Below are 26254 nucleotides of genomic sequence, written 5' to 3' on the forward strand. Positions count from 1 at the left end.
GAGAATAAAGGGCATCAGCTCAAACGTGATTAGAGAGCTTCAATCGATCTTGAATTTGGTAGGGGAGGGCGTTGAACGGTCCCTCCAAGCGTTGTACCGCATTCACATGATAAAACGTGCTCGTCTCCTTCATATTCATCATCTGATCACCCAAATCGTATAGGAAAACGTGTTTGTTCATTCCGAGTGCAATCCCGAGTTCAACATGTGCGCCTTTACCTCCAGGCAATAGGATGACGACAAAGTCCGCTGATTGAATTCCAGAAACCTCCTCTTCGCCAATCGAGCGTAATGCATCAATCGATGTGGCGCGTTCGTTTTGAGTCCAATCATATGTATGGGTGTGACCGAGCGCAATCAGCTCATTACGCATGAACCGTACTTCTTCGATGTTTGAAAAGCTTGAACCGACATAAAATCGCATCTGAAAACCTCCAATTCGTTATAGATGATTCATCTGGTAAAGAGCCACAACATAAAATAAAATGATCAACAAGCAGCAAAGTACAAGGAAAGAAATCATAATCATTAGGACGAATTTCATCAAAGTAAGTGGAACGTATGATTGAATCAAGCGTGTGGTAAAAATCGACGAGAGGACGAGTAAAATGATTGTGCCGATGAATCCAATCGTGCCACTTGTCACGCTTGGAACGTACCAAATATAAGTGATTGTGAAGATGATGAGGATTAAAGCTATCATTAAATCTTTACGTTTTTTAGTCATTTAATCCCTCTCGTTGATGTTCCAACTTCGACCTTACCTGTTCGGCATCCTCTGCATCAAACGTGCTGTACCACCTCACATGGTTGAGATCGATGATCCGATAATGTCCGCTGATGATATTTTGTTGAAGGGTGTAATGTGGACCTGACTCGATTGCATGCCAAAAGACGCGTCCGCCGAGTGTTTTTTCTTTCGGCTCATAAGTGTTCTCGGTCGCAATCAGTTTGACGAATTCGACGGGGTCGTCACCAATCAAGTGTATGAGAATCTCACTTTCGTTAAACAAGGCGCATAGCGTCACAATCGTCGACCAACTCGCTTCATTTCGCTCCTTCTCGATTTGGATGAGCGTTTTTTTTGAAATACCGAGTAAGTTCGCCATCTCTTCCTGTGAATACTGAGATTCGATACGAATCAATTTCATTTTTCGAGAGACTTGTTCAATAAATTCGGATTTTTGCATAAGTGCTCCTTCTTGTTTATCTGACTTACAGCGTCGCTGAGCTTATGAAAATCAAAATCCACGAGATTCCGAGGAACACGATAAATAAGAGCAGGCAGACGATGATATAACAGAAAATGTATTGCCAGTAGGTCAATCGTTTTGATTGATAATAATGGTATGTAAAACTGAATGTTGCAATCCCGATGACTAAGAACGCAACGATATCCCAGATGATGCCAACCTTCAAGAACGATGGAGTCAGAAACGAAGCGATGAGTGCAAGCACGACGGTCACAATCCCCGTAGAGATGGCAGCGGATGGCGTTGAAGTGTTTTCCAACGAATCACCTCCTAGTATATTACAAGTGTAATTTTACACTAAAAGTGGGCGATGTCAATTTCAGAATGTAAAAAACCCTTCTCTAAGGAAGGGTTCCGTCACTCGTCATGTTTATTCGTTAAATAGGTCGTTAATGGGTAGACACCGATGCTTTGTAAGATCAGAGAGAGTAAAATGACGGTGAATGCAAGAGATATCATTTCGCTCGAGCCGTTAATGTTCTCTGCCTCTAGCCAGAGGACGAGGGCAATCGACATCGTTCCTTTTATCCCGGACCAAGTAAGGAGCGAAGTCGCTGTCAAATCGTCTTTAAATTCTCTACGCCATACAGGAACGGTATAAACAAGACCGCCGACGACGATGAACCGGGTCAGAAGCGAAAGTAGGAATAAAATAACAGCGAACGTCCAGAGCGATACAGACAAATAGCTGGTCGCCTCGATTCCAATCAATAAGAACAGGAGAGCGAGCAATATCGGAATGACGATGTCCCAAAATCCATTCAAGTGTCGCTGGACCGATTCGTAGTCCTCTTTCATGCCGAGCTCATGAGAAAGCATCATGCCGGCTGTGACGGTCGCAAGGACACCCGATACTTCTAGCGCGTCGGCGAGATAAAATGCCCCGTATGCGATGACAATCGTCAACATGACGAGTTCATGCTTTTTAAAACTGACAATCATCAATTTTTTAAGTACAAATCCAAAGACGAAGCCGATCCCGACTCCTCCAGCAGACACTATCAAAAATTCACTTAAAAATTTAAGCGTGGAGAACCGCTCTCCCGTTGCGAACATACTAAGAAAAATCGTGAAGATGACGACACTCGTCCCGTCGTTCACCATCGATTCACCTTCGACGACGTCCGCAATCCGCTTCTCTCCTTTACTCCGCTTTAAAATCGCGGTCACAGAAACAGGGTCGGTCGGAATCAAGATGGACGCCAATAAGAAAGAGGCGGTCAAACTGAGTGGTGTAAACAACTCACTGATCCAAAACGTGCCATATCCCATCAAGATGGCAGTCAAGACAAGACCGACCGTACTCAATATCGTGATGATCCCGATATTGTCTTTCAAATCTTTGTATTTGAACTGATAAGCCGATGTAAACAGAAGTGCCGGTAGGAACACCTCGAAGATCATATCTTTTGAAATGAATACCGAATCAAAAAAAGCGATATATGAGAGACCAATCCCAATCAAGACCAAGATGACCGGAACCGGAAAATAATTTCGTTTGGAATCAATCAAATAAATGAAATAGCCAATCAGTAGTAATGTGATGATTTGCTGCGCAATCATGACGACGTCCTCCTCTACAATCAACATGCTATACATTATCTTCCCATTCGAGGTCTAATCAAACGAAAAATGTGGAATATAGGTGGTAGTACATGTCATTTATTCAGGGAGGAATCAATATGGGAAACCCGATTGGAGAGTTATCTTGGACGTTTTATTCCGAATGTGAGGTGCCGAATGATATCACGGAGTCATTCATCGATGGGGAGCGGGCGGTCGCTGCCTATAAGACTGTCCGTGACGTCGCCGTCTTCACGAACAAACGTTTGATTGTCCGTGACGCACAAGGACTGACGGGTAAAAAAATTGAGGTCTACTCGCTTCCGTACGACTCAATCAATATGTACTCGACGGAGAATGCGGGGAGGATGTTCGACTTTAATTCCGAAGTCCAGCTGTTCACTCGCGCCGGAACGATTAAAATCAATCTGAATAAAAAAGTGGATGTGCGTAAGTTCGACCGTTTGCTCGCAGAAGCAATTTTGTAAAACAGTGGACCGAAAAAACTTTCGGTCTTTTTATTTGGATTTTTCTGACAATCTCTTATTATACATGATACGATCATACATAATGTGTAACGGAGGTTACGATGCGATTTACAACCCGATTATTGATGATGATGTTCGGCAGTTTGGTGTTGGTGACTGGATTGATCCATCTGGCTCGTTTATTTTGGGAATGGTTTCACGACCCGACAAAAGGTGGAATCGTGCTTTTCTTTTCTGGAGAGGACGGAACCAGCAGTGATGAATATGGAGGGAAGTTTCGTCTGAAAGATGATGAGGATTTTCAATTCTTGAAGAATGACTTTTTAGACTATACGTTCGAAACAGGAGGGACAGTAACCGAGTCGGGAAATTCATACTGGTTATGGTTCCTTATTGGGGGTTTGATTGTTCTTCTGATTTTGACGCTCAGCGTGCTAAGGAAAAGAAAGCGTGTCGTCTCGACCATTGATTTCTTGAGTGACGCCGTAAAACGAAGAGAGCGTAAGGCTAAAGCAAATGGATTTGTGGAATCCAAAGAGGTTCAATGGACCGATAATGCGATTCGGAATGCGCTCATCCAGTTCAATCTGGACTTGCCGATTGCCTCAAGACACCAGTCGAATGAGACGGTGAGAGATTGGTTCAAGCGGATCGGCGTGGAAGAAGTGGACCTCTCCCCATATTGGAAATCGAGATATATGGATGTAGTGGTGAGTGATGAAGAATCTAGACGATTTCGAGCGGCGTTGGAGTTTAAGCGATTCGAAGACGGTAAGGGGTGATGGTGTATGAACGATGAAATAGAGGTGGTTGATTCCGATGCGCGCAAGTCATTGGGTTCCGCTCGTTTGGTCAAGTCCAATCATCAATTCTACATCCATTGGAATGGGTTGATTATGGACTTCAAACGTCATGAATATGTGGCGGGTATTCGAATCATTGACGAGAATCACTTGTTCATCTGGGCATTTACGTTAGAAGGGGAACCAATCAATGCGTGGGTGTTAGATGCAGACGGAGACATCAAACATTCATTTCACGCAGGTAACGCGATTGCAGTAGTCGTTATAAATGAAACGGGAATCTGGATCGGGTATGGGGACGAGGGTATCTTTGGAGAAGGGGTCTCGACCGAGGCACTCGTCTGCTTATCAACAGAGGGAGCCGTACGTTTTCGCTATAATCAAGAAGTCAGAAATGCCCCGGTCCTTCATGATTGTGACGTGATGTGTGCATCAGAGAAGGGGGTGTGGGTCATCTCTTCAATCGACGGTCGTCTCGTTCATGTCCAAGTGGACGGACGGATTGACTCTTATCCGATGCCACGTCATCTCCTTGACTGTTCCTCGTTGACTATTGAAAACGGTGTAGCCTATATCGGAAATGAGGAAAAGACTTATCGTTGGCCGTTTAAGGAGAGGAGACGTGCCGAAGTCTCTCAGAATGAAACCAAATAATAAGAGAGTATAATAGCTTGCAATATATTTCGAATACCGTATTTTTAATCATATATAGACAGGGATGAACTAAATGATTGTACCAATCAATACTAGTATGCAAGAAGATATTCGCAATTTTTTTGTTAAACATTGGGGTTCAACTCAAATGGTCGTTTCTTCGGGAACATACGATTGTGCAGAGCTCGAAGGATTTGTCTACATGAAAACAAATCAAATTCACGATCTTGTTACGTATGTTATTCGGGATGAAGAAGTAGAAATCATATCTCTTGATAGTCTGATAGAGAATAGTGGGATCGGCTCTCACTTATTCCATGCTGTTGAAGAAATTGGTATGCAGCACGGAGTTAAGCAATTAATCGTCATCACAACCAATGATAATTTGAGAGCGCTTGGCTTTTATCAACGTCGTGGCTATCGTCTAGACCGCATCATTCACAATGCGGTCACTCGAGCAAGAAAACAGAAATCGACAATCCCTCTTATTGGTTATGATAAAATTCCTTTATTGGATGAAATCATACTCACCAAAAAACTGATAGAAGAGAAATGAGGAATTCACATGATCCGTTTCGGCATCATCGGTACAAATTTCATCACAGACTGGTTTATCGAAACAATCAATCAGTTGGATGACGTAGAAGTGACGGCACTTTACTCGCGCACGGAATCACGTGTTAAAGAATACGCAGAAAATCACTCCATTGTACATACGTTCACGTCACTTGAAGAGATGGCGCAGAGTGATGTCATCGATGCCATCTATATTGCGAGCCCGAACTCACTTCACGCCGAACAGAGCATCTTGTTCATGCAGCATGGGAAGCACGTCCTCTGTGAAAAACCACTCGCCTCGAACGTCCAGGAAGTCACCCGCATGATTGAAGTCGCGAAGGAGAACGAGGTCGTCTTACTTGAGGCATTACGAAACTTGTTCATGCCGAACCTCGAACGGATACAAGAGGCGATGGAGCAAATCGCGCCGGTGCGTCGGGCCGTCTTCAATAAATCACAGTATTCTTCACGATACGACCTCTATAAACGAGGGGAGAATCCGAACACGTTCAACCCTGATTTTTCGAACGGCTCGTTGATGGACCTCGGTGTCTATCTCCTCGGACCTGCCTTAAAACTGTTTGGTCAGCCGAATGATATCCAGGCGAGCGGGGTTACGTTAGAATCTGGAGTGGACGGGAGCGGAACGGTTATTCTCTCTTATGACAATCTGGATGTGATTGTCATGCACTCAAAGATCCATGCGACATCGACTCCTTCTGAAATCATCGGAGAAAAAGGGCGTATCGTCATCAATGATATTGCGACGTGCGATGAAGTCCGTCTAGAGTTACGGGATGGCACGTCAGAAATCATATCAGACGCGCAGAATGCTCCCATGTCATATGAGATCGAAGCGTTCGTTCGAGCAATCGAAGCTAGGAATTTAGAGACAGTTGCGCATTCAGCAACTGACATGGTTCGTCTTGCTGATGTGATGACGAACGTTCGAACACAGCTTGGCGTGGTCTATCCAGCAGACAAATAAATACAAACTTAAAACGGTCCTCGATGTCATGTGTGCATCGAGGACCGTTCCCGTTATTCTTTGTTCAAATAGAGATATCTCAGAAACAGCCCCAGAACAATCGTCATAACGACAGCGGGAATGAGTCCGATGAGCAGTAATGTGTTCATACCGTTTCCTTTCTGAGCGATTCGAGACGTTCATGCATCTCATCAAAGGAATGGTTGTCCGTCAACATGCTGAGCTCTGCATCGGCAAGTTCTTTCAATTGAGTCGACCACTCTCGTTCAATCTCGACTTCAGCTTTACTGATTTCCGTGTTGGCCCGTTCGATTTGCTTCGTATGAATCGTTTCAAGACGCGACCGAATCATATCGCGAAGAAGTGAGGTCAACTCATCCTTCAGTTGCGTCCGTCCGTCTCCCTCGAAAAATTGACTCGCATTCTTATAGCGCTTCAATACCGACTGATAAGGTGATGTCTCGAGATGAATCGGTTCGACAGCCTCTCGTAACCATTCCACGTCGAGGTCATGGTCAAATTCAAGCGTCGGAAGGAGCGAGGCATGACGCTCGGTCAACCGTTCGACCAAGGCTACGAATTCGCGTTTAACATATCGCTCCAACCGATACTGGAACACTTGGAGCTCTTGCTGGATATCGTAGGCGTATTTGTCGAGTGTACGTCCGAGTGCGCGCTCCAGGCTCTTTCTCGATCCGTCGACCTCGACCGGATGGAACGTCTCCTTGACGAAGTCCGAGAGGCGGAGGAGCGAACGCGTCTCGAGGTGGGCGAGGAGTTCTTTCGCTTCCCGATCAAACAGGTCAATGAGTGCTGACATATCGAGTGCCGGTGGGTTCTCGAGTAAAGCAATCAATTGTTGACGACGATGTTCTTTCGCCGACGCGTCTTCTTTCGCTTCGTTCAATACACGATCAAATGTAGCGAGTAGCGCTGTCGTTTCTTCCTGTATACGCATCGCGTTTGCGAGGCGAAGGTCTTTGTCGACATAGCGTTCAAGTGTCGAGACGAATCGATCGAATCCTTCGTCATCCCCATTCATGGCGTTTCGGCTTGAAATGGGGATGACGCTTGGTCTGCGGACACCGAGCGCGGTCAACTGTTGTAAGACATAGCTTGTGACCGCATCCCGCTCCTCGTCATCTGTCGCAAGATCAGAGGCGTTCACGAGGAAGAACATCTCGTGATCTCCTGTCCCCTGGACCCGTCCGAGCTGAATGACGAGCTCCCGGTCCGCTTCGGTGAACGCATGATTATAATACGTGACGAACAAGACGGCGTCCGCGTCACGCATGTAGCCGAACTGTACCTCGCTATGACGATTGAACTGCGAATCGGCACCAGGCGTATCGACGAAGACGATGCCACGTCGTGCCCAAGGAGAGTCGAAATACAGTTCAATTTCTTTCACGATACAGCTTTTCTCTTCTTGTGCGACGAACGCGCAGAACGTGTCATAGTCGACGATTTCCGTTTGTCCGAGATAATCGAGCGGTGCCGCCTTTACCGCATTGACGAACGGGTGGTCGACATCGAGCGAGGTGAGGGAAGTCCCGTAACCTTGCAGCTCATCTTCAAGTTCATCCCGTGATTTGAAGGTGATCATCGCCGTTCGATTTGTCCGACCATCTGGCGGTACGATTTTTGTGATCGATGCCGTCAATGGGTTCGGTGAGGTCGGTAGAACCGTCTCCCCGAGAAGGGCATTGAGGGTCGACGATTTTCCGGCCGAAAACGCACCGAAGATGGCGAACGTATATTGCTCATGCTTCGCACGTTCGATTTTCTTACGTAATGTCGAGACTCGGGAGCGGAACAATGGGTGATTCTCTAATATTTCACATACCGTATTCTCATAAGAAAATTTAAAATCAAACAAGTCCTCATCATCATCTAAAATCGACGTCGATGCAACCTCTGATTCAACAACATTCGACTGTTTTTCAGGAAGGTACGTCGCGTCGACATAGTTTCGAACGGCCAACTGATCTAACTGATTTGAATCAAGTTGCAACACTTCATATTGACCGATAGCATTCAGACGGTTCGAAAGACGAATCCGTAACGCTTCCGTATCGAGCGCTTCATACAACGCTTCCTCTTCAGTCGTAAATTGTTCCAAGCGCATGTCGACTTCCGCTTTCATGTACGTATCCGTCGAATGGACCCAAGGTTCAGATACTTTCGTCACCCATGACGCAAGGGCCGTCTCGATGTCACGACTGAACTGTAACACCGTGTCACCACTTAGGGATGCGCCGGATTTCACTTGTTCGGTGATGAGTGAGCTCGGTGCAATCGGGAGGACATCGCCTTTCGGTAGCAAGGTCTCTGGAAGTTTCAAATCTCGGATGATGTCTTCCGCGTACTTCACGAGGTGCGGTCGTAAGTTCATATCAATCAGACGGTTGAACTCTTTGGCGGCCACTTCCTCACGACGAGCTCGTTCCTGCTTCGTCTTCTCTTTCGAGAACAATAGTCCGACCTTGAAAGAAGGAGAACAACTCTCGAGATAAGAGCGTAATAACTCACGGAACTCATAAGTCATGATCGGTGCACTTTCGACGATTGGTGCCTGATGTTTGAAAAATTCGCGACGGAATGATGTCCACCATGCCCGTTTCTTCTCAAGGCGATGTAGACGTGACTGCATTTCCTTCGGACTCTTTTCATAAGTTGGCAATTGATCCAACGTCGATTGAATCGATGTTTCGTTGCGGCGGACTAGCGTATGAATCAATGCATCCGCATGCTTGACTTGCTGCTGTCTCGAGTCCGTGATGACTTGTCGCACATACGACCGCAAGCGCTCGACTTCGTTATGTGGATGCTTCAAATCACGAAGTGAGATATAGAACGTGTCATTTGGAACGATGTCATGATGACGGAATGCTTTCGTCAATGACGCCTTGAAGCCCACAAAGGAAAGCTCATCCTCATCATGCTTGTCGATTTGGTTAATGATGATGGAATAGGGACGACCTTCCCGGCTAAATTGTTTCATTAGTCCGATGTTTTGTTCCGATTGGACATGGTTGTAGTCCATCATGAAGAACAAGTGATCGGCCAAGAAGAGCGAGCGCTCCGTCGCTTGGCGATGTCGTTCATCCGTTGAGTCAATCCCTGGCGTATCCATCAACACGACGTGTTCATCAAACGGGAATCGGTCAATCGTATACTCGACTTCCTTAATTTCCTCGACTTTGCAATAGTCACTGATGTTTGATAGGGAAGAAGCGTCTAATGAAATCCAATCCGTATCATTGATCGCGACGGCTGCCGCTGATTCTCCACCCCGCAACGTGACAATATTGGCACTTGTCGGAATCGGACTTGTCGGAAGGAATCCGTCCTCTAGCCAGTCGTTGAGCAATGTCGACTTCCCGGCTGAGAAGTGACCACAGACGGCAATCCAGACTTCTTCATTCGTTACTTTTTGTAGGGCTGTCCGAGCGAGTCGTGCAGCGTCCGTCATCTCCTCTTGTTCAAACGTTAAAGCGAGTCGTGCTAATTGTTCTCGTTGTTCGTGCATGTTTCCCATCCCCTAATTATGATTCCGTCGTGATGCCGACACGGTGTCCGACATATGCATCATTCGTTAAACAATCCATTGCTAAATCGGCGACATCGTTCCTCGAGATTGGACCTGATTGTTTCGTGCCTAATACCTTTTTTGAGATGATGATGTCTCCGTCCGATTGCTCATCGATCAGTTGAGTCGGACATATGATTGTGAAGGCTAAACCTGAATCCCGTAATAACTCATAAGCACGGGCATGATCTTCGGCTGCGGTTGTCATCGTACGCTTCGATTCTTTCGTTTCAAAGCGATAGTTGTCGCTATCATGAGCCTGTAAGATGCCGGCGGTCCCGACCGTGATGATGCGTGTTACGTTAAATTGTTTCATCGCTTCGATCACGAGTGGTGTGAATGTAGACAATACGTTCTGTTTGTCCGTCCCTAACGCCGAGATGACGACGTCTGCAGATTGAACCGTTTCTCGTACTGCTGCTTGGTCCGTCGCGTCTCCGATGATTTGGTTGACACCCTCCTTAGAATCCATCGAATGTCTTGTTAAAAGTTTGACGTCATGTCCTTGATTTAATAAACGCTCAAGTATCCGTTCCCCTGTACGGCCACTTCCGCCGAATAAAGCAATTGTTGACAAGTAAACCCCTCCCCATCAAGATGAAAGAAATATCCAACGCCATCATAACACGGAAGCGTTCACAAAACTGCCTGAAATGGTTCATTTCCACTTGAAAAGAATATGGTACGTTTTAGAATTGAAGAAGAAGGCAAAAAATACATATGACAGGTGTAAGAGAGGAAGGCACCACTACATGAAATTTGGGGCTAGAACTATTAAGACCGGACTATCGGTCGCAATCGTCTTGCTGATTGCCGAGGCATTTCAATTCCAACAAATCGTCGTCCCGGCACTGGCCGCATCGCTCGCACTGCTTCCGTCTGTCTATCAGACCGGACTACGATTAATTGAAGAGATGAAAGGGAACCTGATTGGAGCATTACTCTCCGTCTTATTTCTGCTACTCACTCCGAATCCGACACCAATCGCTATCGGATTCGTCATCATCATCGCGATCTCCATTCTTCTCTTTTTAAATTTAGAATCGACGACACGGACCGTCATCTTGACGACGATTCTCATCATGGAAGGGGCGAGCCAGTCGGATATGCCGGTGTGGGTGTTTGCGGGCGAACGTTACCTACTCATTATGATGGGGATTACGGTCGCATTGATTGTGAATGCACTGTTGTTCCCACCTCGCTACGAGCGGAAACTCGAAGCACAAATCACCGACACATTTCAAATGGTTGTTCGGATCGCACGCTTGTTTGCGGAGACGGAAGGCGGCCGCTCCTCATTCGACTCGTTACCAGAGACGAAAAAGTTGCATAGCGACTCAAAACAAACGTACGCCTATTTTGAAGAAGAAATTAAAGCGAATCGATGGCTTGAGAAGAAGACCCCGATCTTTCGTCGAGCTGTCCTGAAGTCTAAAATGATTGAGACGAACCGTGCCGCGCTTCATGTCATCGAGAAGCTCGATCATGATTTTCATACGATTGAACAACTTCCTCCACAATTGAGCGAAGAGCTGTATCGCCACATTCGTCACTTGTTGCGTCGACATGAGCGTCTGTTTTCAGCCTATGAGCTTGAGAACGAGCACCTCATCGATCGAGAAGAGGATCTCATCCATGAGAACTTTGACTTTGCGAAGTTAATGATTGAGAAGATGAGAGAAGAAGAGGAAGAACTCATTCTCATCGTCGTGCCGCTCGTGGCGACGATGACTGACTGGGTCAAGGCGATGAATGAACTCGAACGCTACCTTGTCACTGAAATGAAGAAACATGGGGACAACTTAAAAGTGGAACCACGTAAGAAATGGTTTTTTGAAGACTGAGTAACGGGCCGATATTCGGCTCGTTTTTTAAGAGAGTTATTTTTCGTATAGAAGAGAGGGCATTGAGGATGAAGAAGTCTTTTCAACACATCACAAAGTATTGGAACATCATCGTTATAGGTGATGAATTTGCTGTAAACTACGGAAAAATTGGGACAATCGGAAAGGTACAAGTAAAATCTTTTGAATCCGATTCGGAATGTATGAAAGAAGCGGAAAAACTCATTCGTCAAAAATTGAGAAAAGGATATGTTGAATGCCCTTTTGATTGGAACAAACATATGTATGTGGATGACCCGGAAGTTGGACCGAGTTTTCTGACCTCTCATCCGAAATATCAGGAATGTTTCAACGATGAATTCTATGTGGATTGTACGGAAGAATATGCTCCGTTCGGGAATGATGCTGGAGCCGATGCATTGGCTATGTACGAAGAAGTGCTCCGAAAGGATAGAGACCTTTGTTATCTTTCATACGCTTACGCCTTAATTGAAAGTTGGATTGATCGAGATGTTTCCGGTCCAGAAGATTGGTCAACGTATGAATATGCCTATACATGTGATCAAGTCATCGTCGCGGGTGCGTTTGCTTCCATAAAAATGACGGGAAAGCTGACGGATGATTTGAAAGTGGCAGGGTTAGCAGCCATCCATCGATTAAAACAAGCTTTCGAAATAGAGGATCAGTCTATATTTGATGAGTTATATGCACGCTTAAGTACATTCCCGACCGAATCCTGAAACTTTTCGAGAAGAAACACGTATACAATAGAGACAGATACATATGAACGATAGGGGGATTCACCATGTCAGAAACAACACCGACACCTGAAGAAGGTGTCACACCACAACGAATCAGCGGAACGCTTCCGATTGAGGCACGGTCGGTCTTTCGGTTATCAAGTGCGATTTTTTATCTCATCGGACTTCTCGTCACAGGAGCTCTCGTGGCGGCTGCTTACTGGTTCGACTGGCCGACTTGGATACAGATTGGTTTGATTGTGCTACTCGTCATCGATGTCGTCTATAGCTTGATTGATCTCATCTGGTTCCAAAAGTGGAAGCAAGAACGATTCACGTATGACGTTCAGCCACTCGAGATTCGGATTCATCATGGGATCATCACGACACATGATGTGCTCATCCCGATGACGAAGGTCCAATATGTTCATGCGGAGCAAGGACCGATTCTCCGTAAATACGGGTTACAGACCATCACCATCGGGACAGCGGCCGGTTCACACGAAATCTATGCGATTGAAGAATCATTCGCAAAAACACTCCGTGAACAGATTGCCATCTATGCACGCATTGAAGAGGAGGATGTCGTATGACCGAGACCGCGTTAACATGGCATCGACTCCCGAGTCGCGTTTTGGTGCTGCGTATTCTCGAAGTCATCAAGTCGTTCGCCATTCCAATCGTCTTACTCTTTGTGCTCAATAACGACTGGGACTCGACATTCGGTATCATCATCCGAGTCGGGATTTTACTCTTCCTATTACTCGACATTGTTCAAAAGTTCTTCGGATGGTTAAACTTCCGATATGCCCTCGATGAAAAGACTGTCTATGTCATCGAAGGGAATTGGTTGAAAAAAGAAAAATCGCTTCCACTCTATAAGATTCAAAGTGTTCATTCGAACAGTCCATTCCTCTATCGGTTGCTTGGTGTCGTCGAATTGACGTTCGATACGAATGCCAACAGTGACGATGCTTCTTTCAAATTAGCGGGTGTCTTCCCGACTGAAGCCAAACGACTGGAAGAGATTCTCGAACAGGTCCGTCATCGGAAACAAAGCGGAGTAGCGGTAGATGACTCAGAAGAGTCGGATGAGACGCCTGCACAGGCAGCACCGGTACCAAGTCGTCTGTTGTACGCCTTATCTACGCGCGAAATCGTATTGGCATCCATCACGTCGCTCTCTGTGTTCGCCATCTTCCCGGTCGCCTCGACGGTTATCTCGTCAATCGACGACTTCATCAACTTGGATGGGGCGTTTAATCAAGTCGAAGATTATGTCGTCCATGCGTCCATCATCGCCATCGGTCTTCTCGTCATCGGAGTGTTGATGGTATCAATCGTGATCGGCATGGTCATCAATTTCTTGAAGTATGGGAACTTCCGACTTGAGCGGAGAGGGGAACGCATTCGCGTCGAGAAGGGATTGTTGAACCGAAGTGCCAAAGAGATCCCATATGAGAAAATCCAAGCGATTCGCATCAAAGAGACGTTCATTCGTCGCTGGTTCCACATCGTCGGGGTCGAACTCGTCGCAGCAGGGACGATGGATGAATTGAAAGATGAATCGTCGACGATTCTCCCGTTCGTCCGTCGTGACCGGGCGATGCAAGTACTCCGTGAACACTTCACGCACTTCACATGGTCGGACGAACTACATCGACTCCCTAGACGTGCCTTAGGAATCAAACTACTCCGAATCAGCTGGTTCGGCTTCATCATCTCAGGACTCGTGCTTTATTTCTTCCGAGATTATGCCTGGTGGCTCCTGCTCTTATGGGCCATCATCATCGGGGGACGCGTCCTCAGTTTTGTTACCACAAAATATGTCCGCGCGGATCAATTCATCCAATTACGGACGGGAGCGTTTAACGTCCGCTCATTCTTGACGGACAAACCACGGATCGAACAGATTCAAGTGAAGCAATCGCTCTTGCAGCGCCGTTTCGGGTTATGTACGGTGCAGTTCTCGACACGTGGAGGATTCTTATCAGTCGAGACCATCGATGATATCCCGAAAGAAGAGGCGGACGCCATGCTGAACTGGTTCTCCCGCTATACGGTACAGGAAGATATGAAAACACCGGGCTAACGGATAACCCAGTCAGGTGATCGACGAGCCCCCTCGTGTTGCGAGTGGCTCGTCTTTTTTAATCGGCTTAAGGGGCTCGCTCCGACATAAGCTTGAAGTTGATTCTCTTTTGTGTTCATGAAAAATCATGGCGCGTGTAGGTCACACGAGCCATGATTTTTCATGAACAGCATTGGAAGAGACTTTAGGGAGAATGATTGTGAACGTTGTTTCTCTTGGTTGGCTCGTTACGTGAATCTCGCCCTCGTGTAAATCGATGATGGACTTGGCGATGGCAAGACCGAGACCTGATCCACCGGTGTAATGCGCACGTGACTGTTCCACTCTAAAAAATCGCTCAAACACGTAAGGGATGTCACGGGAGGGGATGGCCTCCTCGCCATAGTTCGTCATGTTGATAAGGACCGCTTCATCCGTATCATCGATGAACATATCGATATACGTTCCGTCACGCCCGTAACGAATCGCATTCTCGAGTATATTCTCAAACACACGGACGAGCTTCAACGCATCCCCTTCCACGATGGGACGTTCGGCTGAGGAGCTGAATCGAGCTTCCATTCCAACTTCCGAGAGACGTAACGTCGACTGCATGATGAGCTGATTGAGCAATTCATCGAGACGGACCTCGCTTGTCTGGAGGTCGATCCGGTCGTTTTGCAGAAATGTATAGTCAAAGATATCGTTAATCAAGCCTTTCAGATGGGTCGCGTTCTCATGGATGACTTGGATGTAATGACGCAACTCCACCTCGTCCCGGTAACGGTCGCTGTGAATCAAGTCAAGATAACCCGTGATTGACGTGAGGGGGGAGCGCAAGTCGTGGGCGACGTTCGTCACGAGCTCATGTTTCAACCGATCCGCTTGAAGCACTTCCTGCTCCGCTTTTGCCGCACTGTCCGAGATGGCGCGTACGGTTGCCATCAATCGTTCTAGCTCTGGCGGGACAGATGGTTCAACCGAATCACGGTCGGCGTGGAGTTCTTCGACAAGTGAAGTCATCCGCTCAATGTGAAACTGTAAATATCGTTTACGCTCATATTGATAAATCAACACAAGACAAACGGCGACCATCAAACTATAAAACAGGAAGAACACACCTTCACGGAAATACGACAACACGATGATCAGACTCTCCATAAATCGTGATGACTCTTCAAAGTACCAGACGACAGGCAGTAACAGCATACCGCTCAATGTGGCGACCCCGAAAGCAATAACTACATACAGCAGACGTTTCCACATCGGGATGAACGTGATGACGCGCCAGATATTATGTCTCAATTTTATATCCCACTCCCCACACCGTATGAATGATGACCTCATGTGGCACGACAGCATGTAATTTCTCGCGGATGTTACTGATATGAACCATCACCGTCTGGTTCGACCCGACGCCATGCTCTTGCCAGACAGCCTCAAATATTTCTTCAGAGCTATACACCCGGCCTTTATGTTTCGCCAGTAAATACAAAATCTCAAATTCACGTGCAGTCAATCGAATCGTCTGCTCTTGCATCATGACGGTGTGGCTGGCTCGATCGATGAGGAAAGGGCCAGCTTGTACACTTGAGGACTCGCTTGGTCGGTTATAGTTTGAACGGCGCAGCAATGCTTTAATACGTGCCATCAACTCGAGCGGATTGAACGGTTTGATGATGTAGTCATCGACTCCCGTCGTCAATCCCAATATCTTATCCATATCACCCACTTTGGCACTGACCATTAAGATCGGAATTTGGCTCGTCTGGCGCACCCGCTTACAAAATTCAAGCCCATCCATCCGAGGCATCATCCAATCTAAAATGATTAAGTCAAACGATTCTTGGTTGAACAAGTCAAGCGCCATTTCCCCGTCGGTTGCCATCGTCGTGTGATACCCGTCATTTTTTACATACACATCAATCAGTTCTGCAATTTGGACATCATCATCCACTAACAAGATTTTTGTCATGCTGAAACTCCCTCGCGAATTAAAGTTGGAAATTCTGATACAAACGTCGGAACGGGGCGTATTGGACGACGAAGCGAACGAGTAAGAACCCTAAGAGCGCCCCGAACGCATTTGCCAATAAATCATTCACATCCGTGCTTCGTCCACTGCCTAGTGTCGTGCGCACCAATAATTGAATCAATTCAAGGATCAGACTAAACTGTAATCCTAATTTAAGTACTTCTTTTTTCGTGATCGACGGTTTCAAAAATGGAAGATAACAGCCGAACGGGAGGAACATCACGACATTCAGCACAAATGAATACACATCGATGGTCAAAATCGGAATAAAATTAATCGTTCTCCACCACGGAACTTGATTCGCATACTTTCCTAAATTGACGTCAATCGGGAAAAACACGAAGTGAAGGACGCCTAATAAGTATATCCCGAATGATAGAAGTAAAATAGTTTGTGCGGCTTTTACATGTTTCTTGCGAAACGACCAGACGAGTAACGTGATGAGTCCGAGGATGGCGAGTGGGATGAGAACGACCCTTGATTCGATTGTGAACATAACTGAATAATTCTGATTATACATGGGAATAAACCTCCTAAGAATTTGAACTGTCTTCAGTGTAGATGGCAGATTTAAAGAATTCTTAAAGGAGTCATAAATGAAATCTAAAAAAGGCAAAGCGCTTTGCTCTGCCTCGAACTGTTGAACAACGGGCTTAGAAACGTGGTCTCTGAATGATGTCGGACGGACAGCTATCAATCGTCACGTCAACTTCACCGTTTTTGTGTTTCTGTTACTGAAAAATGGGAACAAGTATGGTATGATGCAAGTAGAAAGAGACCGGTGCTGGACACACCGGCCTCTGGCTTACAGGCTACCACTTTAAGAGTGGTCCCAGCCGCCACAATGGTTAGTGAATCAGAAAGTGACCCATCTCATTGCGCGGAGGGGGTCATTTTTTTGTGCGTTCAGACGTTGCACGATCGGATGTTTGGTGTAAAACCAAGTGAACGATGATCGGAGCGAGGATCGGGACGATTACATAGTCGCCAACCCAGGTCCATAGTTGTTCCATCCGCACCACCGCCTTCCTCCATTGTGGACTTGGCGGCTGACCCCACTATTGCTGCGTTAACCTGCTTCTTCATTATAACAGATTTGTTCGCAAAAATGCGCCGAAAACAAGAACAAACGTTCCTGTTTTATAAAATGAATCTTTTGATGGAATCGGTCTCATGAATGGGTCCAAAGAAGGAATTGAGTCGAATCACTCTTGCTTGTTAGATGTCTGACAGGATATAATCAATCTCGTGTGTATAACCACATGGGTGGGTGAGGGTGCCAATAAAGGATTGATTCCTATGGCAAAACAAACAGAATGGAAAACAGAAACATACGGGGGCGTGCTGAATTTTCTGGCGACAGCATACATCCCGGCCGTTCACGCGGCAATCTTGACACAAGCCGGACTCCCGTTCGAGGGAGCGCTCGTCGGAGCGATTTTGACAAGCATCATCGGGACATTGATTGCGGGATTCTTCAATTTGCCGCTTCTCTTGTTACCGGGAATGGGGATTAATGCGCTCTTCACGTACACGCTCGTCCTACAAATGGGATTGAGCTGGCAAAGTGCGCTCGCCGTCTCATTCGTCTCAGGTATACTCGTCGTACTATTGACGGTCACCAAAGTCGCGAGGAAATTGGCGAACGCGTTTCCACCAATCATTCATGACGGATTGACAGTCGGTCTCGGCCTCTTCCTCATTTTGATCGGTCTTGAGGCGGCTGGAATTGTCTCAGGTGGGGGCGGGGCATTGCTCCACATCGGTGACCTCGGAGAGCGTAACGTCCAGGTGGCCTTTTTATCACTTTTCGTCGCCATCTTGTTGTTCTTAAAGATGGGACCGAGCAGCTTCCTTTGGACGATTGGTTTTGGTGTCGGGCTAAGTGCCGTGATGGGAACGTTAGATTGGACGGGAAGCTTCGCATTGGCACCGTTCTTCGAGTCGTTCGGTACGGTATTCGGGAACATCTCCTTCGCCGAATCTGCATCTCCATTCTTTATAGTCGCGGTCGGTGTACTGACGCTCGTCTTGTTGATTGAAAACATCAGCTTGATTCAGAATCAGACACGGGCAATCGGCAAAGAAGAAGAGGCGCCGAAAGGTCTCGTCGCGCAAGGTCTCTCGACGATGGCAGGGGCCATGTTCGGGTCAAGCCCGACGGTCTCGACGGTCGAAGTGGCTGCCGGGATATCTGTCGGGGCAAGAGGCGGGATCGCTTCGTTCGTCACGTCTGGATTGTATGTGGTATCGCTCTTATTGCTACCGCTCTTTGCAATCATCCCAGTGACGGCCATTGCCCCAGTGTTGATTATCATCGGAATGATGATGTTCCAGAACGTGAAGCATTTGCCGCTCGATAACTGGGAACATGCCTTCCCAGCAATCCTTGTCATCATCATGATCCCGTTCACGTATTCCATCGTTGATGGGATCGGACTCGGATTCATCGCGTACACGATGATCGTCTTGTTCAAGAAGGGCTACCGATCGCTCAGTCCGGTCGTCGGTGTCTTGACCGTATTGTTCTTAGTTTTCTTCTCATTACCAGTCTGGTTATAGAGATACGCACGGCATCGTTCATGAAGAACGGTGCCGTTTTTTGATTTGAAAAGACTCGTTCGTGCTATAATCGCAGTAATTTAAAGAGAACGGGGAGGGGATTGAATGCAAGTCATTCAAGAATTCGCATCGTACACAGAATGGCTCGAGTCGTTAGAAAAGTTGAGTGAATCTGATTGGAATAAACAGATCGACTCGGAGAAGTGGTCCATCAAGCAAATCATTTTACATATCGCCCATTGGGACAATCATCTATTGAATGTCATCATCCCATCGGTGAAGAACGGGGAAGGGATGATTTTCCCTGACTTTGACTCGTTTAACGCGCGGGCGACGAAAAGAGCGGAGAAGTTGACAGGTGAGACCGTACTGAAGGAATCCCTTAACAGTCGACGAGCACTCATCACCATGCTCGAGTCCTTAAGTGAAGAAGCGCTGACTTTTAAAACGACAGCGAATGGCGTCTCACATGATCCGCATCAAGGTGTCCCCTACTCGTTACATGTAATCATCGGGGAGTTCATCGAGCATGACCGGCACCATATGAAGCAAGTCGAGTCCATCCTGAAATGAGACATCGGAAAGTGCGTGGTCTGAAACGAAAGTTAAGTCGTCTTCAGCGTAATTTCCAAGAAAATCATCATGATTTTCCAACTGAGTTTCATAATGATTATTGGTATGCCAAGATTCCGGTCGGACAAAACTTTTTACTAGATATTCAACATAGTGCCCGAATCAAACAGTCACTCATCCATATTCTGCTCGATGAAGCGAAACAACTAGTAGAGTTGCGTGTGGATGAACGAATGCGGGTCGTCGTGCTGCTAGATTTACCTACACTCTGGAACTCTGAGCTTCTCGTGTTTCAAGATGAAGAGGTATTACATTTGTTTATGCGGCGTGATTCATCCCACCAAAAATGGATTCCGATTCCTCATGAAAAAACGTCTTTAAACAAATGGGTCATCCGTAGTGTCCGGGATATTCGCGTATATGGATTTAAGGAATGGTTGTTCGAAGAAGAAGATGAAAGTAGAGAATTGTGGATGCTCGTTCAATGAACGGGCATTTTTCTTTTGTCTAAAAATAACTGAATATTCCGTAAAAGTTCATGGTATAATCCATTTAATCCTATTTCCAAAAAAAGGATTTAGACTATGGAAGGAGCCGTCACTTGAGATGAAACCGAATATACATAAACGGAAACGCCAATGAAACAAGCCAAAACGATTTTTGTGTCAGGGATTCTATTCTCATTACTACTCGTCGCCCTCATCTCCTATTCCGGTCAACTGGGATACCGTTACTACCAATCATTAAATATCTCAGGGAGCGAGATGACGAGTTGGGTATTGGACTGTAGGGACAAACGAAAGCTATTTGGAATGATTGAAGTCGTTGATGTAGAACGATGGTGTATCAGTAATGCACCTATTGACGACAATGTAAGAGGAATCGATATGGGATCTAAAGGTGAAATTTCAAAAGACAAAGGTGGAACTCCAAGAGAAAAGATTAATGACGAGTCACCTTCTTACGGAAACCCGTCAGGAGAAGAGACGAGCAGCGTCTCCTACCTCCCATACTTGATAACCGGACTGCTTATCTTGCTCGGATGGTGGCTCTGGAAAAGACGACGCCCTTCGAAGAAACAAAGCGAGGAGGGAGAGTTAGATATCGAGGATCACTCGCTAGTGACTTCTGACAACGCGTCGATGCAGATAAACCGAACGGTTCATCCATTACCAGCATCGGCTATCCGAAAGCAGTTGATTCAATTCGAAGCAGCGTTACCTCCATATAAACGTCGTCGCCCAACTGAGACGTTGTCGACTTGGGCGAAACGAATCGAGCTCGATGCATCCCTACTTACCTATTTAGAGACACGTTATGATGATGGAAACATCTCACCACAACGTGAGCGAGCGTTCACCCAACAACTTGATGAATACCTACTACGCACACAAAAGGAGTCGAACTCATGACCATCCGACACGTATTGGACCAATTAGACCGCATTTACCTCGGTAAACCAGAAATCACAAAATTATGTTGCACAGCGCTATTGGCGAACGGCCATATCTTGCTAGAGGATGTACCTGGGACGGGGAAGACGTTACTTGCGAAAAGCATCGCCAAAAGCTTTGAGGCAGACTTCGCTCGAATTCAATTCACAGCCGACCTGCTGCCTTCTGACATCATCGGTTCAGACTTCTTCAATATGCAGACCCAGACGTTCGAGAACCGGACCGGACCGGTCTTCACGAATATTTTACTCATCGATGAAGTAAACCGTGCCGTCCCGAGAACGCAATCCGCCTTGCTTGAAGCGATGGAAGAACGCCAAGTCTCCATCGGTGGCGTCACCTATCAGCTACCGAGACCGTTCTTTGTCATCGCGACGCAAAACCCGATCGAGTCGGCGGGAACGTTCGCGCTACCGGACGCTCAACTCGACCGTTTCCTCATGTCCCTTCAAGTCGGGTACCCTGGGGCAGACGAGGAGCGGAACTTGATTCTGCAGACGATTTCAAAGACGAGACAGACAGTGCATGCCTTGATGACGAATGAAGCTTTTTTAAAAGCACAAGAAGAAGTCGAGAATATCCGGATTCATGAAGATGTTGTCACGTATTTACTCGCACTCATCCACGAGACGAGGCAACATCCGTTAGTCGAAGTCGGGGCGAGCCCACGGGCGACGCTTGCGCTCGTCAAAGCGTCACAAGCCTATGCGTACTTGAACGACCGTCAGTTTGTCACACCCGAAGACGTCCAAGCCGTTGCACCACACGTTCTCTCGCACCGCTTGACCCTTACCCTTGAAGGCGATATCAAATCGACGAAGCGACAAGTGTTGGTGGACGTACTCGAGTCCGTAACTGTCCCCGTCGAAAAGGTGTAACGATGCGACAGGTCGAAATCAGTACACCGTCCATTCTTCAGGACCAACTTTGGCCGGCTTATGTCAGTCTAGGTTTTCTCACCATGTGGATGCCTTATGTATGGCCCATCGCTTATGTATGCGGAGCATTATTAATCGTCATGTTCATCCGGAAACGAATCATTCGAACACTTTCAAACGAAGTCTCATTTTCCATCCGGCAGAAAGAAGATCTCTTATTCATCGACGATGAGACATCATGTATCGTCCGTATTGATGGGTATGAGCGAATCATTGCCCTTGGTGTTCCGCTATTGATTCGACTAGAGGGTAATGAACGGATGGTATTCGAGGACGGGTCACAGGCATACGACACCAGGATCGAACAGGACATACATCATGTGAGCGTCTCGGCTGTGAAGCGTGGACCTGCTTCGATTCATACGTGTGTGATGCGTGTCACCTTACCGTTTTATTTAGGTACTCTTTTTTTCACGGATGAGGAGATGGATATGCCCTCATGGATTGTGTTACCTACCATCACGAAGTCACCAATCACCGAATCTCGCATGATTCGGATGGGTGACCGTATCGTCAAGCACTCCCCGTTGAACGATCCGTTGATGATTCAGAGTGCAAAACGATATGAGAAGGAACCGGCTAAACAGATTGACTGGGTCGCCACTTCAAAGGTCGGTCATGTACAGGCAAAAGTGTTCGAACGACAAAATCTCGACACATTCACGATTTCCCTTGATTTGAGCGGTCCGCTCGGGAACGGGCTCCATGCGCAATACGAAGACTTGATTCAACAGACGGCGTATTGGGTCTCTTATTTGATCAAAGAAGATTGTAAAGTGGAACTGTTAATCAACCGACTCGACAAAAACAACCAAGTCGACCGTGTTACACTGGGAGAAGGAAGAAAACAATTACGGCTCATTCTCGTCCGACTGGCGATGATTCATGAATCGAACGCGTTTGTTGCGTCATCGCGATTCACGTCATATGTCAGTCGTCACAAACAGCCGCACGCCGAATTGATTCACATCAATCACGCGATGTTGTTGAAATCTTCAGGGTAATGAAAGGAGAAACACATGCGACGAATGACGGGCTTACTCATATGTTGTGTCGGACTGCTTGCAAGCACGACAATCGTATCCGCCGAAATGACCGAATCTTCGGCGGAACGTTTTGCAGATGCATATTTTTATGACATTGTGATGGATCATATTCAGGGAGATGATCCGGCTAATTATCATATGACGGACAGTGAGAACATCACGTTCGGTCCGTTGTTGGAGACTTATATCCCGTCATCCTCTTGCTACAAAACGGGGGAAACGTGTACGTTCGTCCCAACAAAAGAATTTGTGGCGACCGTCTTTCAAGATGGTGAACCGGTCAACGTGATCGGAACATATGAACAATCAGCGGGTACATATGCGTTCTCAACGTTCGGTTCTGACAAAGAAACTCCCAAAGTGTTGATGAACGTAAAAGGCAATCTCGTAAAGTACATAGAAGAATCGGCATGGTTTGATTATGATGGGAACATGTTGACAGCGTTGACATCTAATTCAAAACAGATGATTAGCGGAGATGCGATTTCAACTGAGGCGTTTCAAACCTTATTGATTGAAGAGCATGAAAGTATTGAAGGGAATGCCGAAGAAGGGATGATGGATGGAGCGGATGGCTATTCGGATGAGGAAGAGTCAAACAAGCCAACATCGAGCACCAATCGATTGATTGGCTTTGCGGTGTTAGCGATGTTGCCATTCGGATATTGGACGTATCGACTGACTAAAAAGAGGCATAGTAAATGATTAAACAACCCCTCATGCGCGCATGAGGGGTTGTCTTTACATATAGGGCCCGTTCGCCTGAATGACGAACTGTGAATGTGTGTAATGATAGGTGATGCGGGAATAGTCAAATGGTTTCCCATTCGTGAGATGGAAGATCGTCTCGATGCGAAGTGTCGGATCATTCTCTTGCAATCCGAGGTGTTCCGCTTCACTTTCCGTCAATCGCCCGACCTGTAGATACATGTCAGAAAATCCAATCGTGACGCCGAGCGCGCTTTGGACATAATCGAAAATAGAGTCTGCCACAATTTCGCGATTCAAATAGGGGACGATAGCTTTCACATAATAGGATTCCTCGTGACAGAGCACCTCTCCATCCACATACCTTACCCGTTCGACCCGATACACATCGCAAGACAGATCAATCCCGAGATTCTCTGCAACCGTCGAGTCTGGCTTCACGACAGACACATCAATCACATCAGATGTCAAGACACGGTCTCCGAGATTGCTCTTGAACCCTTGGGTCGAGAAGAGGCTCATATAGCCGGGTCGATTATGTCGTCTGACGAAGATGCCGCTTCCCCGCAGTTGAAAGATGACCCCTTTTCGTTCGAGCAGCTCTAAAGCTTTCGTGATGGTGCTCTTACTCACTGCATATTGATTCATCATCTGCTCCAGGACAGGGAGCTTATCCCCCTGTTTTAACTGTTGTTCGTTAATATATTGTTCGATTTCATTCGCAATCTGTTGATATTTTAGCATGGTCATTCCTCACTTTTTCGTCACTGATTTCATTATATCATGAGAAACAAAAAATGTTTAAATGTATCGACCTTGTTAAATTGTACCGGTAAAATTATACTTGACGTGTATGATGTATCAAAAGGAGGAACAGAGAATGAAGACGTTACCTAAAGATTTCCTATGGGGAGGCGCACTCGCCGCCCATCAATTCGAGGGTGGTTGGGACGCTGATGGCAAAGGGCCGAGCGTCGTCGATGTCTTGACAGCCGGCGCACACGGCGTCGCTCGCCGGATCACAGACAAGATCGAACCGAATGAGTTCTATCCGAACCATGAGGCGATTGACTTTTACCATCGTTATAAAGAAGATGTGGCCCTCTTTGCTGAGATGGGATTGAAATGTTTACGTACTTCCATCGGATGGAGCCGCATCTTCCCGAATGGTGATGATGCAGAACCAAACGAAGCAGGTCTTCAATTTTATGACGACTTGTTCGACGAGCTGTTAAAGTACGACATCGAGCCAATCATCACACTGTCGCATTTTGAGATGCCGCTCCATCTTGCCCGTGAATACGGGGGATTCCGAAATCGTGAAGTCGTCGAGCATTTCGTCCGCTTCGCTGAAGTCTGCTTTGACCGTTACAAAGACAAGGTCAAATACTGGATGACGTTCAACGAAATCAACAACAAGATGGACGTCAACAATCCACTCTTCTTATGGACGAATTCGGGAGTCCTCTTAGAAGAAGGGGAGAACGCCCGCGAAGTCATGTATCAGACTGGGCACCATGAACTGATTGCGAGCGCTCTCGCCGTTGCCAAAGGGAAAGCCATCAATCCTGACTTCGAGATTGGAGCGATGGTCTCTCACGTACCGATTTATCCGTATTCATCAAACCCAGATGACGTCATGCTCGCCGAAGAGATGATGCGTCAACGCTATTTCTTCCCGGACGTACAAGTACGAGGCTTCTATCCGAGCTACGCCTTGAACGAGTTCGAGCGGGAAGGGTATAACATCCCAATCCTTGAAGGGGACGAAGAAATCCTACAGAACGGAAAGGTCGATTATCTCGGTTTCAGTTACTATATGTCGACGACCGTGAAGAGTGACGTCGTCGCGGACAACAGTGGCGATATCGTCAACGGTGGTCTGCCGAATGGGGTCGAGAACCCGTATATCCAGTCGAGTGACTGGGGATGGGCGATTGACCCGGTCGGACTCCGTTATGTGCTCAACCGACTCTATGACCGGTACCAAATTCCGCTCTTCATCGTCGAGAATGGATTCGGTGCCGTCGATGAGATTGTCGACGGAAAGATTCATGACAAAGCCCGAATCGATTACTTGAAGGCCCATATCGAACAATTGAAGCAAGCCGTCATTTATGACGGGGTCGACTTGATTGGTTACACACCTTGGGGCATCATCGACATCGTCTCGTTCACGACGGGAGAAATGAAGAAGCGATACGGGATGATTTACGTCGACCGTGACAATGAAGGGAACGGATCGATGGAGCGGATGAAGAAAGACTCGTTCGACTGGTACAAACAGGTCATTGCGACGAATGGAGAGAATCTCTAAATAAGGGTGAGCAAAGAACTGTGAAATGACTGCAGGTCTTTGCTCTTTTTCGATATAATGAAGAAAA

29 protein-coding genes are annotated in these 26254 nt (G+C 46.7%); 17 read left to right on the forward strand and 12 right to left on the reverse strand.

Going from position 1 to position 26254, the window contains the following annotated elements:
- Positions 1-19 precede the first annotated feature (19 nt).
- The 5 genes from KNO65_RS00365 to KNO65_RS00385 all read right to left on the reverse strand — a co-directional run bounded on the left by KNO65_RS00365 (position 20) and on the right by KNO65_RS00385 (position 2816).
- Entirely contained in the window at positions 20-424 is a 405-nt protein-coding gene (locus tag KNO65_RS00365; RefSeq protein ID WP_214781074.1) for a nucleoside 2-deoxyribosyltransferase, read from the reverse strand.
- A gap of 18 nt (positions 425-442) precedes the next feature.
- Positions 443-727: a hypothetical protein gene (locus tag KNO65_RS00370; RefSeq protein ID WP_214781076.1), complete on the reverse strand. Its 285-nt coding sequence runs from the start codon at positions 725-727 to the stop codon at positions 443-445.
- On the reverse strand, positions 720-1190 hold the full coding sequence (locus KNO65_RS00375) for a helix-turn-helix transcriptional regulator (RefSeq protein WP_214781078.1): 471 nt from the start codon (positions 1188-1190) through the stop codon (positions 720-722). Before KNO65_RS00375 ends, KNO65_RS00370 begins: the two co-directional genes overlap by 8 nt.
- Before the next feature lie 25 nt (positions 1191-1215).
- Positions 1216-1512: a hypothetical protein gene (locus KNO65_RS00380; protein WP_214781080.1), complete on the reverse strand. Its 297-nt coding sequence runs from the start codon at positions 1510-1512 to the stop codon at positions 1216-1218.
- A gap of 98 nt (positions 1513-1610) precedes the next feature.
- Positions 1611-2816 (reverse strand): cation:proton antiporter, encoded by a 1206-nt coding sequence (locus tag KNO65_RS00385; protein ID WP_214781082.1) that lies wholly within the window; start codon positions 2814-2816, stop codon positions 1611-1613.
- Between the two features lie 119 nt (positions 2817-2935).
- Between KNO65_RS00385 and KNO65_RS00390 the strand changes: the two genes are divergently transcribed.
- The 5 genes from KNO65_RS00390 (at position 2936) to KNO65_RS00410 (ending at position 6307) form a co-directional block, all read left to right on the forward strand.
- Positions 2936-3304, forward strand: a complete 369-nt coding sequence (locus KNO65_RS00390; protein ID WP_214691275.1) for a PH domain-containing protein — start codon at positions 2936-2938, stop codon at positions 3302-3304.
- A gap of 101 nt (positions 3305-3405) precedes the next feature.
- Positions 3406-4086, forward strand: coding sequence for a BatA domain-containing protein (locus KNO65_RS00395; RefSeq protein ID WP_214781083.1), 681 nt, complete (start codon positions 3406-3408; stop codon positions 4084-4086).
- A gap of 6 nt (positions 4087-4092) precedes the next feature.
- Positions 4093-4761, forward strand: coding sequence for a hypothetical protein (locus KNO65_RS00400; protein ID WP_214781085.1), 669 nt, complete (start codon positions 4093-4095; stop codon positions 4759-4761).
- 73 nt (positions 4762-4834) lie between these two features.
- Complete coding sequence (locus KNO65_RS00405) at positions 4835-5317, forward strand: GNAT family N-acetyltransferase (protein ID WP_251131618.1); 483 nt, start codon at positions 4835-4837, stop codon at positions 5315-5317.
- Between the two features lie 9 nt (positions 5318-5326).
- Positions 5327-6307: a Gfo/Idh/MocA family protein gene (locus KNO65_RS00410; RefSeq protein ID WP_214781087.1), complete on the forward strand. Its 981-nt coding sequence runs from the start codon at positions 5327-5329 to the stop codon at positions 6305-6307.
- Positions 6308-6452: 145 nt separating this feature from the next.
- On the opposite strand, the gene KNO65_RS00415 is transcribed toward KNO65_RS00410, so the two are convergent.
- The gene (locus tag KNO65_RS00415) at positions 6453-9839 is read right to left on the reverse strand and encodes a dynamin family protein (protein WP_214781089.1); all 3387 of its coding nucleotides are present in this window, start codon (positions 9837-9839) and stop codon (positions 6453-6455) included.
- 16 nt (positions 9840-9855) lie between these two features.
- Positions 9856-10476 (reverse strand): NAD(P)-dependent oxidoreductase, encoded by a 621-nt coding sequence (locus KNO65_RS00420; protein WP_078146895.1) that lies wholly within the window; start codon positions 10474-10476, stop codon positions 9856-9858.
- Positions 10477-10651: 175 nt separating this feature from the next.
- Here KNO65_RS00420 and KNO65_RS00425 point away from each other — a divergent pair, with 175 nt between their 5' ends.
- The 4 genes from KNO65_RS00425 to KNO65_RS00440 all read left to right on the forward strand — a co-directional run bounded on the left by KNO65_RS00425 (position 10652) and on the right by KNO65_RS00440 (position 14575).
- Positions 10652-11743 (forward strand): FUSC family protein, encoded by a 1092-nt coding sequence (locus KNO65_RS00425; protein ID WP_214781091.1) that lies wholly within the window; start codon positions 10652-10654, stop codon positions 11741-11743.
- 68 nt (positions 11744-11811) lie between these two features.
- On the forward strand, positions 11812-12483 hold the full coding sequence (locus tag KNO65_RS00430; RefSeq protein WP_214781093.1) for a WGR domain-containing protein: 672 nt from the start codon (positions 11812-11814) through the stop codon (positions 12481-12483).
- A gap of 65 nt (positions 12484-12548) precedes the next feature.
- Positions 12549-13076 carry a PH domain-containing protein gene (locus KNO65_RS00435; RefSeq protein ID WP_214781095.1) on the forward strand — a complete coding sequence of 176 codons (528 nt, stop codon included), beginning with the start codon at positions 12549-12551 and terminating at the stop codon, positions 13074-13076.
- Positions 13073-14575, forward strand: coding sequence for a PH domain-containing protein (locus KNO65_RS00440; RefSeq protein WP_214781098.1), 1503 nt, complete (start codon positions 13073-13075; stop codon positions 14573-14575). The genes KNO65_RS00435 and KNO65_RS00440 overlap by 4 nt, the downstream gene beginning before the upstream one ends.
- A gap of 141 nt (positions 14576-14716) precedes the next feature.
- Here the strand turns inward: KNO65_RS00440 and KNO65_RS00445 are convergent, their stop codons facing one another.
- The 4 genes from KNO65_RS00445 to KNO65_RS15745 all read right to left on the reverse strand — a co-directional run bounded on the left by KNO65_RS00445 (position 14717) and on the right by KNO65_RS15745 (position 17602).
- On the reverse strand, positions 14717-15859 hold the full coding sequence (locus KNO65_RS00445) for a sensor histidine kinase (protein WP_251131619.1): 1143 nt from the start codon (positions 15857-15859) through the stop codon (positions 14717-14719).
- The gene (locus KNO65_RS00450; RefSeq protein WP_021067428.1) at positions 15849-16529 is read right to left on the reverse strand and encodes a response regulator transcription factor; all 681 of its coding nucleotides are present in this window, start codon (positions 16527-16529) and stop codon (positions 15849-15851) included. Before KNO65_RS00450 ends, KNO65_RS00445 begins: the two co-directional genes overlap by 11 nt.
- 19 nt (positions 16530-16548) lie before the next feature.
- On the reverse strand, positions 16549-17109 hold the full coding sequence (locus KNO65_RS00455) for a VanZ family protein (RefSeq protein ID WP_214688737.1): 561 nt from the start codon (positions 17107-17109) through the stop codon (positions 16549-16551).
- A gap of 370 nt (positions 17110-17479) precedes the next feature.
- Entirely contained in the window at positions 17480-17602 is a 123-nt protein-coding gene (locus KNO65_RS15745) for a hypothetical protein (protein WP_255417482.1), read from the reverse strand.
- Between the two features lie 286 nt (positions 17603-17888).
- Between KNO65_RS15745 and KNO65_RS00460 the strand changes: the two genes are divergently transcribed.
- From KNO65_RS00460 to KNO65_RS00490, 7 genes are all read left to right on the forward strand, one after another.
- The gene (locus KNO65_RS00460) at positions 17889-19151 is read left to right on the forward strand and encodes an NCS2 family permease (protein ID WP_214781102.1); all 1263 of its coding nucleotides are present in this window, start codon (positions 17889-17891) and stop codon (positions 19149-19151) included.
- A gap of 105 nt (positions 19152-19256) precedes the next feature.
- On the forward strand, positions 19257-19724 hold the full coding sequence (locus KNO65_RS00465; protein WP_214781104.1) for a DinB family protein: 468 nt from the start codon (positions 19257-19259) through the stop codon (positions 19722-19724).
- Positions 19721-20212 (forward strand): DUF3916 domain-containing protein, encoded by a 492-nt coding sequence (locus KNO65_RS00470; RefSeq protein ID WP_214781106.1) that lies wholly within the window; start codon positions 19721-19723, stop codon positions 20210-20212. The genes KNO65_RS00465 and KNO65_RS00470 overlap by 4 nt, the downstream gene beginning before the upstream one ends.
- Positions 20213-20362: 150 nt before the next feature.
- Complete coding sequence (locus KNO65_RS00475; RefSeq protein WP_214781108.1) at positions 20363-21136, forward strand: hypothetical protein; 774 nt, start codon at positions 20363-20365, stop codon at positions 21134-21136.
- On the forward strand, positions 21133-22056 hold the full coding sequence (locus tag KNO65_RS00480; protein WP_214781110.1) for an AAA family ATPase: 924 nt from the start codon (positions 21133-21135) through the stop codon (positions 22054-22056). Before KNO65_RS00475 ends, KNO65_RS00480 begins: the two co-directional genes overlap by 4 nt.
- A 2-nt stretch (positions 22057-22058) precedes the next feature.
- Positions 22059-23120: a DUF58 domain-containing protein gene (locus tag KNO65_RS00485; protein ID WP_214781112.1), complete on the forward strand. Its 1062-nt coding sequence runs from the start codon at positions 22059-22061 to the stop codon at positions 23118-23120.
- A 15-nt stretch (positions 23121-23135) separates the two neighbouring features.
- Positions 23136-23867 (forward strand): hypothetical protein, encoded by a 732-nt coding sequence (locus KNO65_RS00490; RefSeq protein ID WP_214781114.1) that lies wholly within the window; start codon positions 23136-23138, stop codon positions 23865-23867.
- 36 nt (positions 23868-23903) lie between these two features.
- On the opposite strand, the gene KNO65_RS00495 is transcribed toward KNO65_RS00490, so the two are convergent.
- Complete coding sequence (locus KNO65_RS00495; protein ID WP_214781117.1) at positions 23904-24614, reverse strand: GntR family transcriptional regulator; 711 nt, start codon at positions 24612-24614, stop codon at positions 23904-23906.
- 136 nt (positions 24615-24750) lie between these two features.
- Here KNO65_RS00495 and bglA point away from each other — a divergent pair, with 136 nt between their 5' ends.
- Positions 24751-26187: a 6-phospho-beta-glucosidase BglA gene (gene bglA / locus KNO65_RS00500; protein WP_214781119.1), complete on the forward strand. Its 1437-nt coding sequence runs from the start codon at positions 24751-24753 to the stop codon at positions 26185-26187.
- Positions 26188-26254: the final 67 nt, after the last annotated feature.

This window comes from Exiguobacterium sp. S3, from assembly GCF_018617295.1.
Lineage (GTDB): Bacteria > Bacillota > Bacilli > Exiguobacteriales > Exiguobacteriaceae > Exiguobacterium > Exiguobacterium profundum.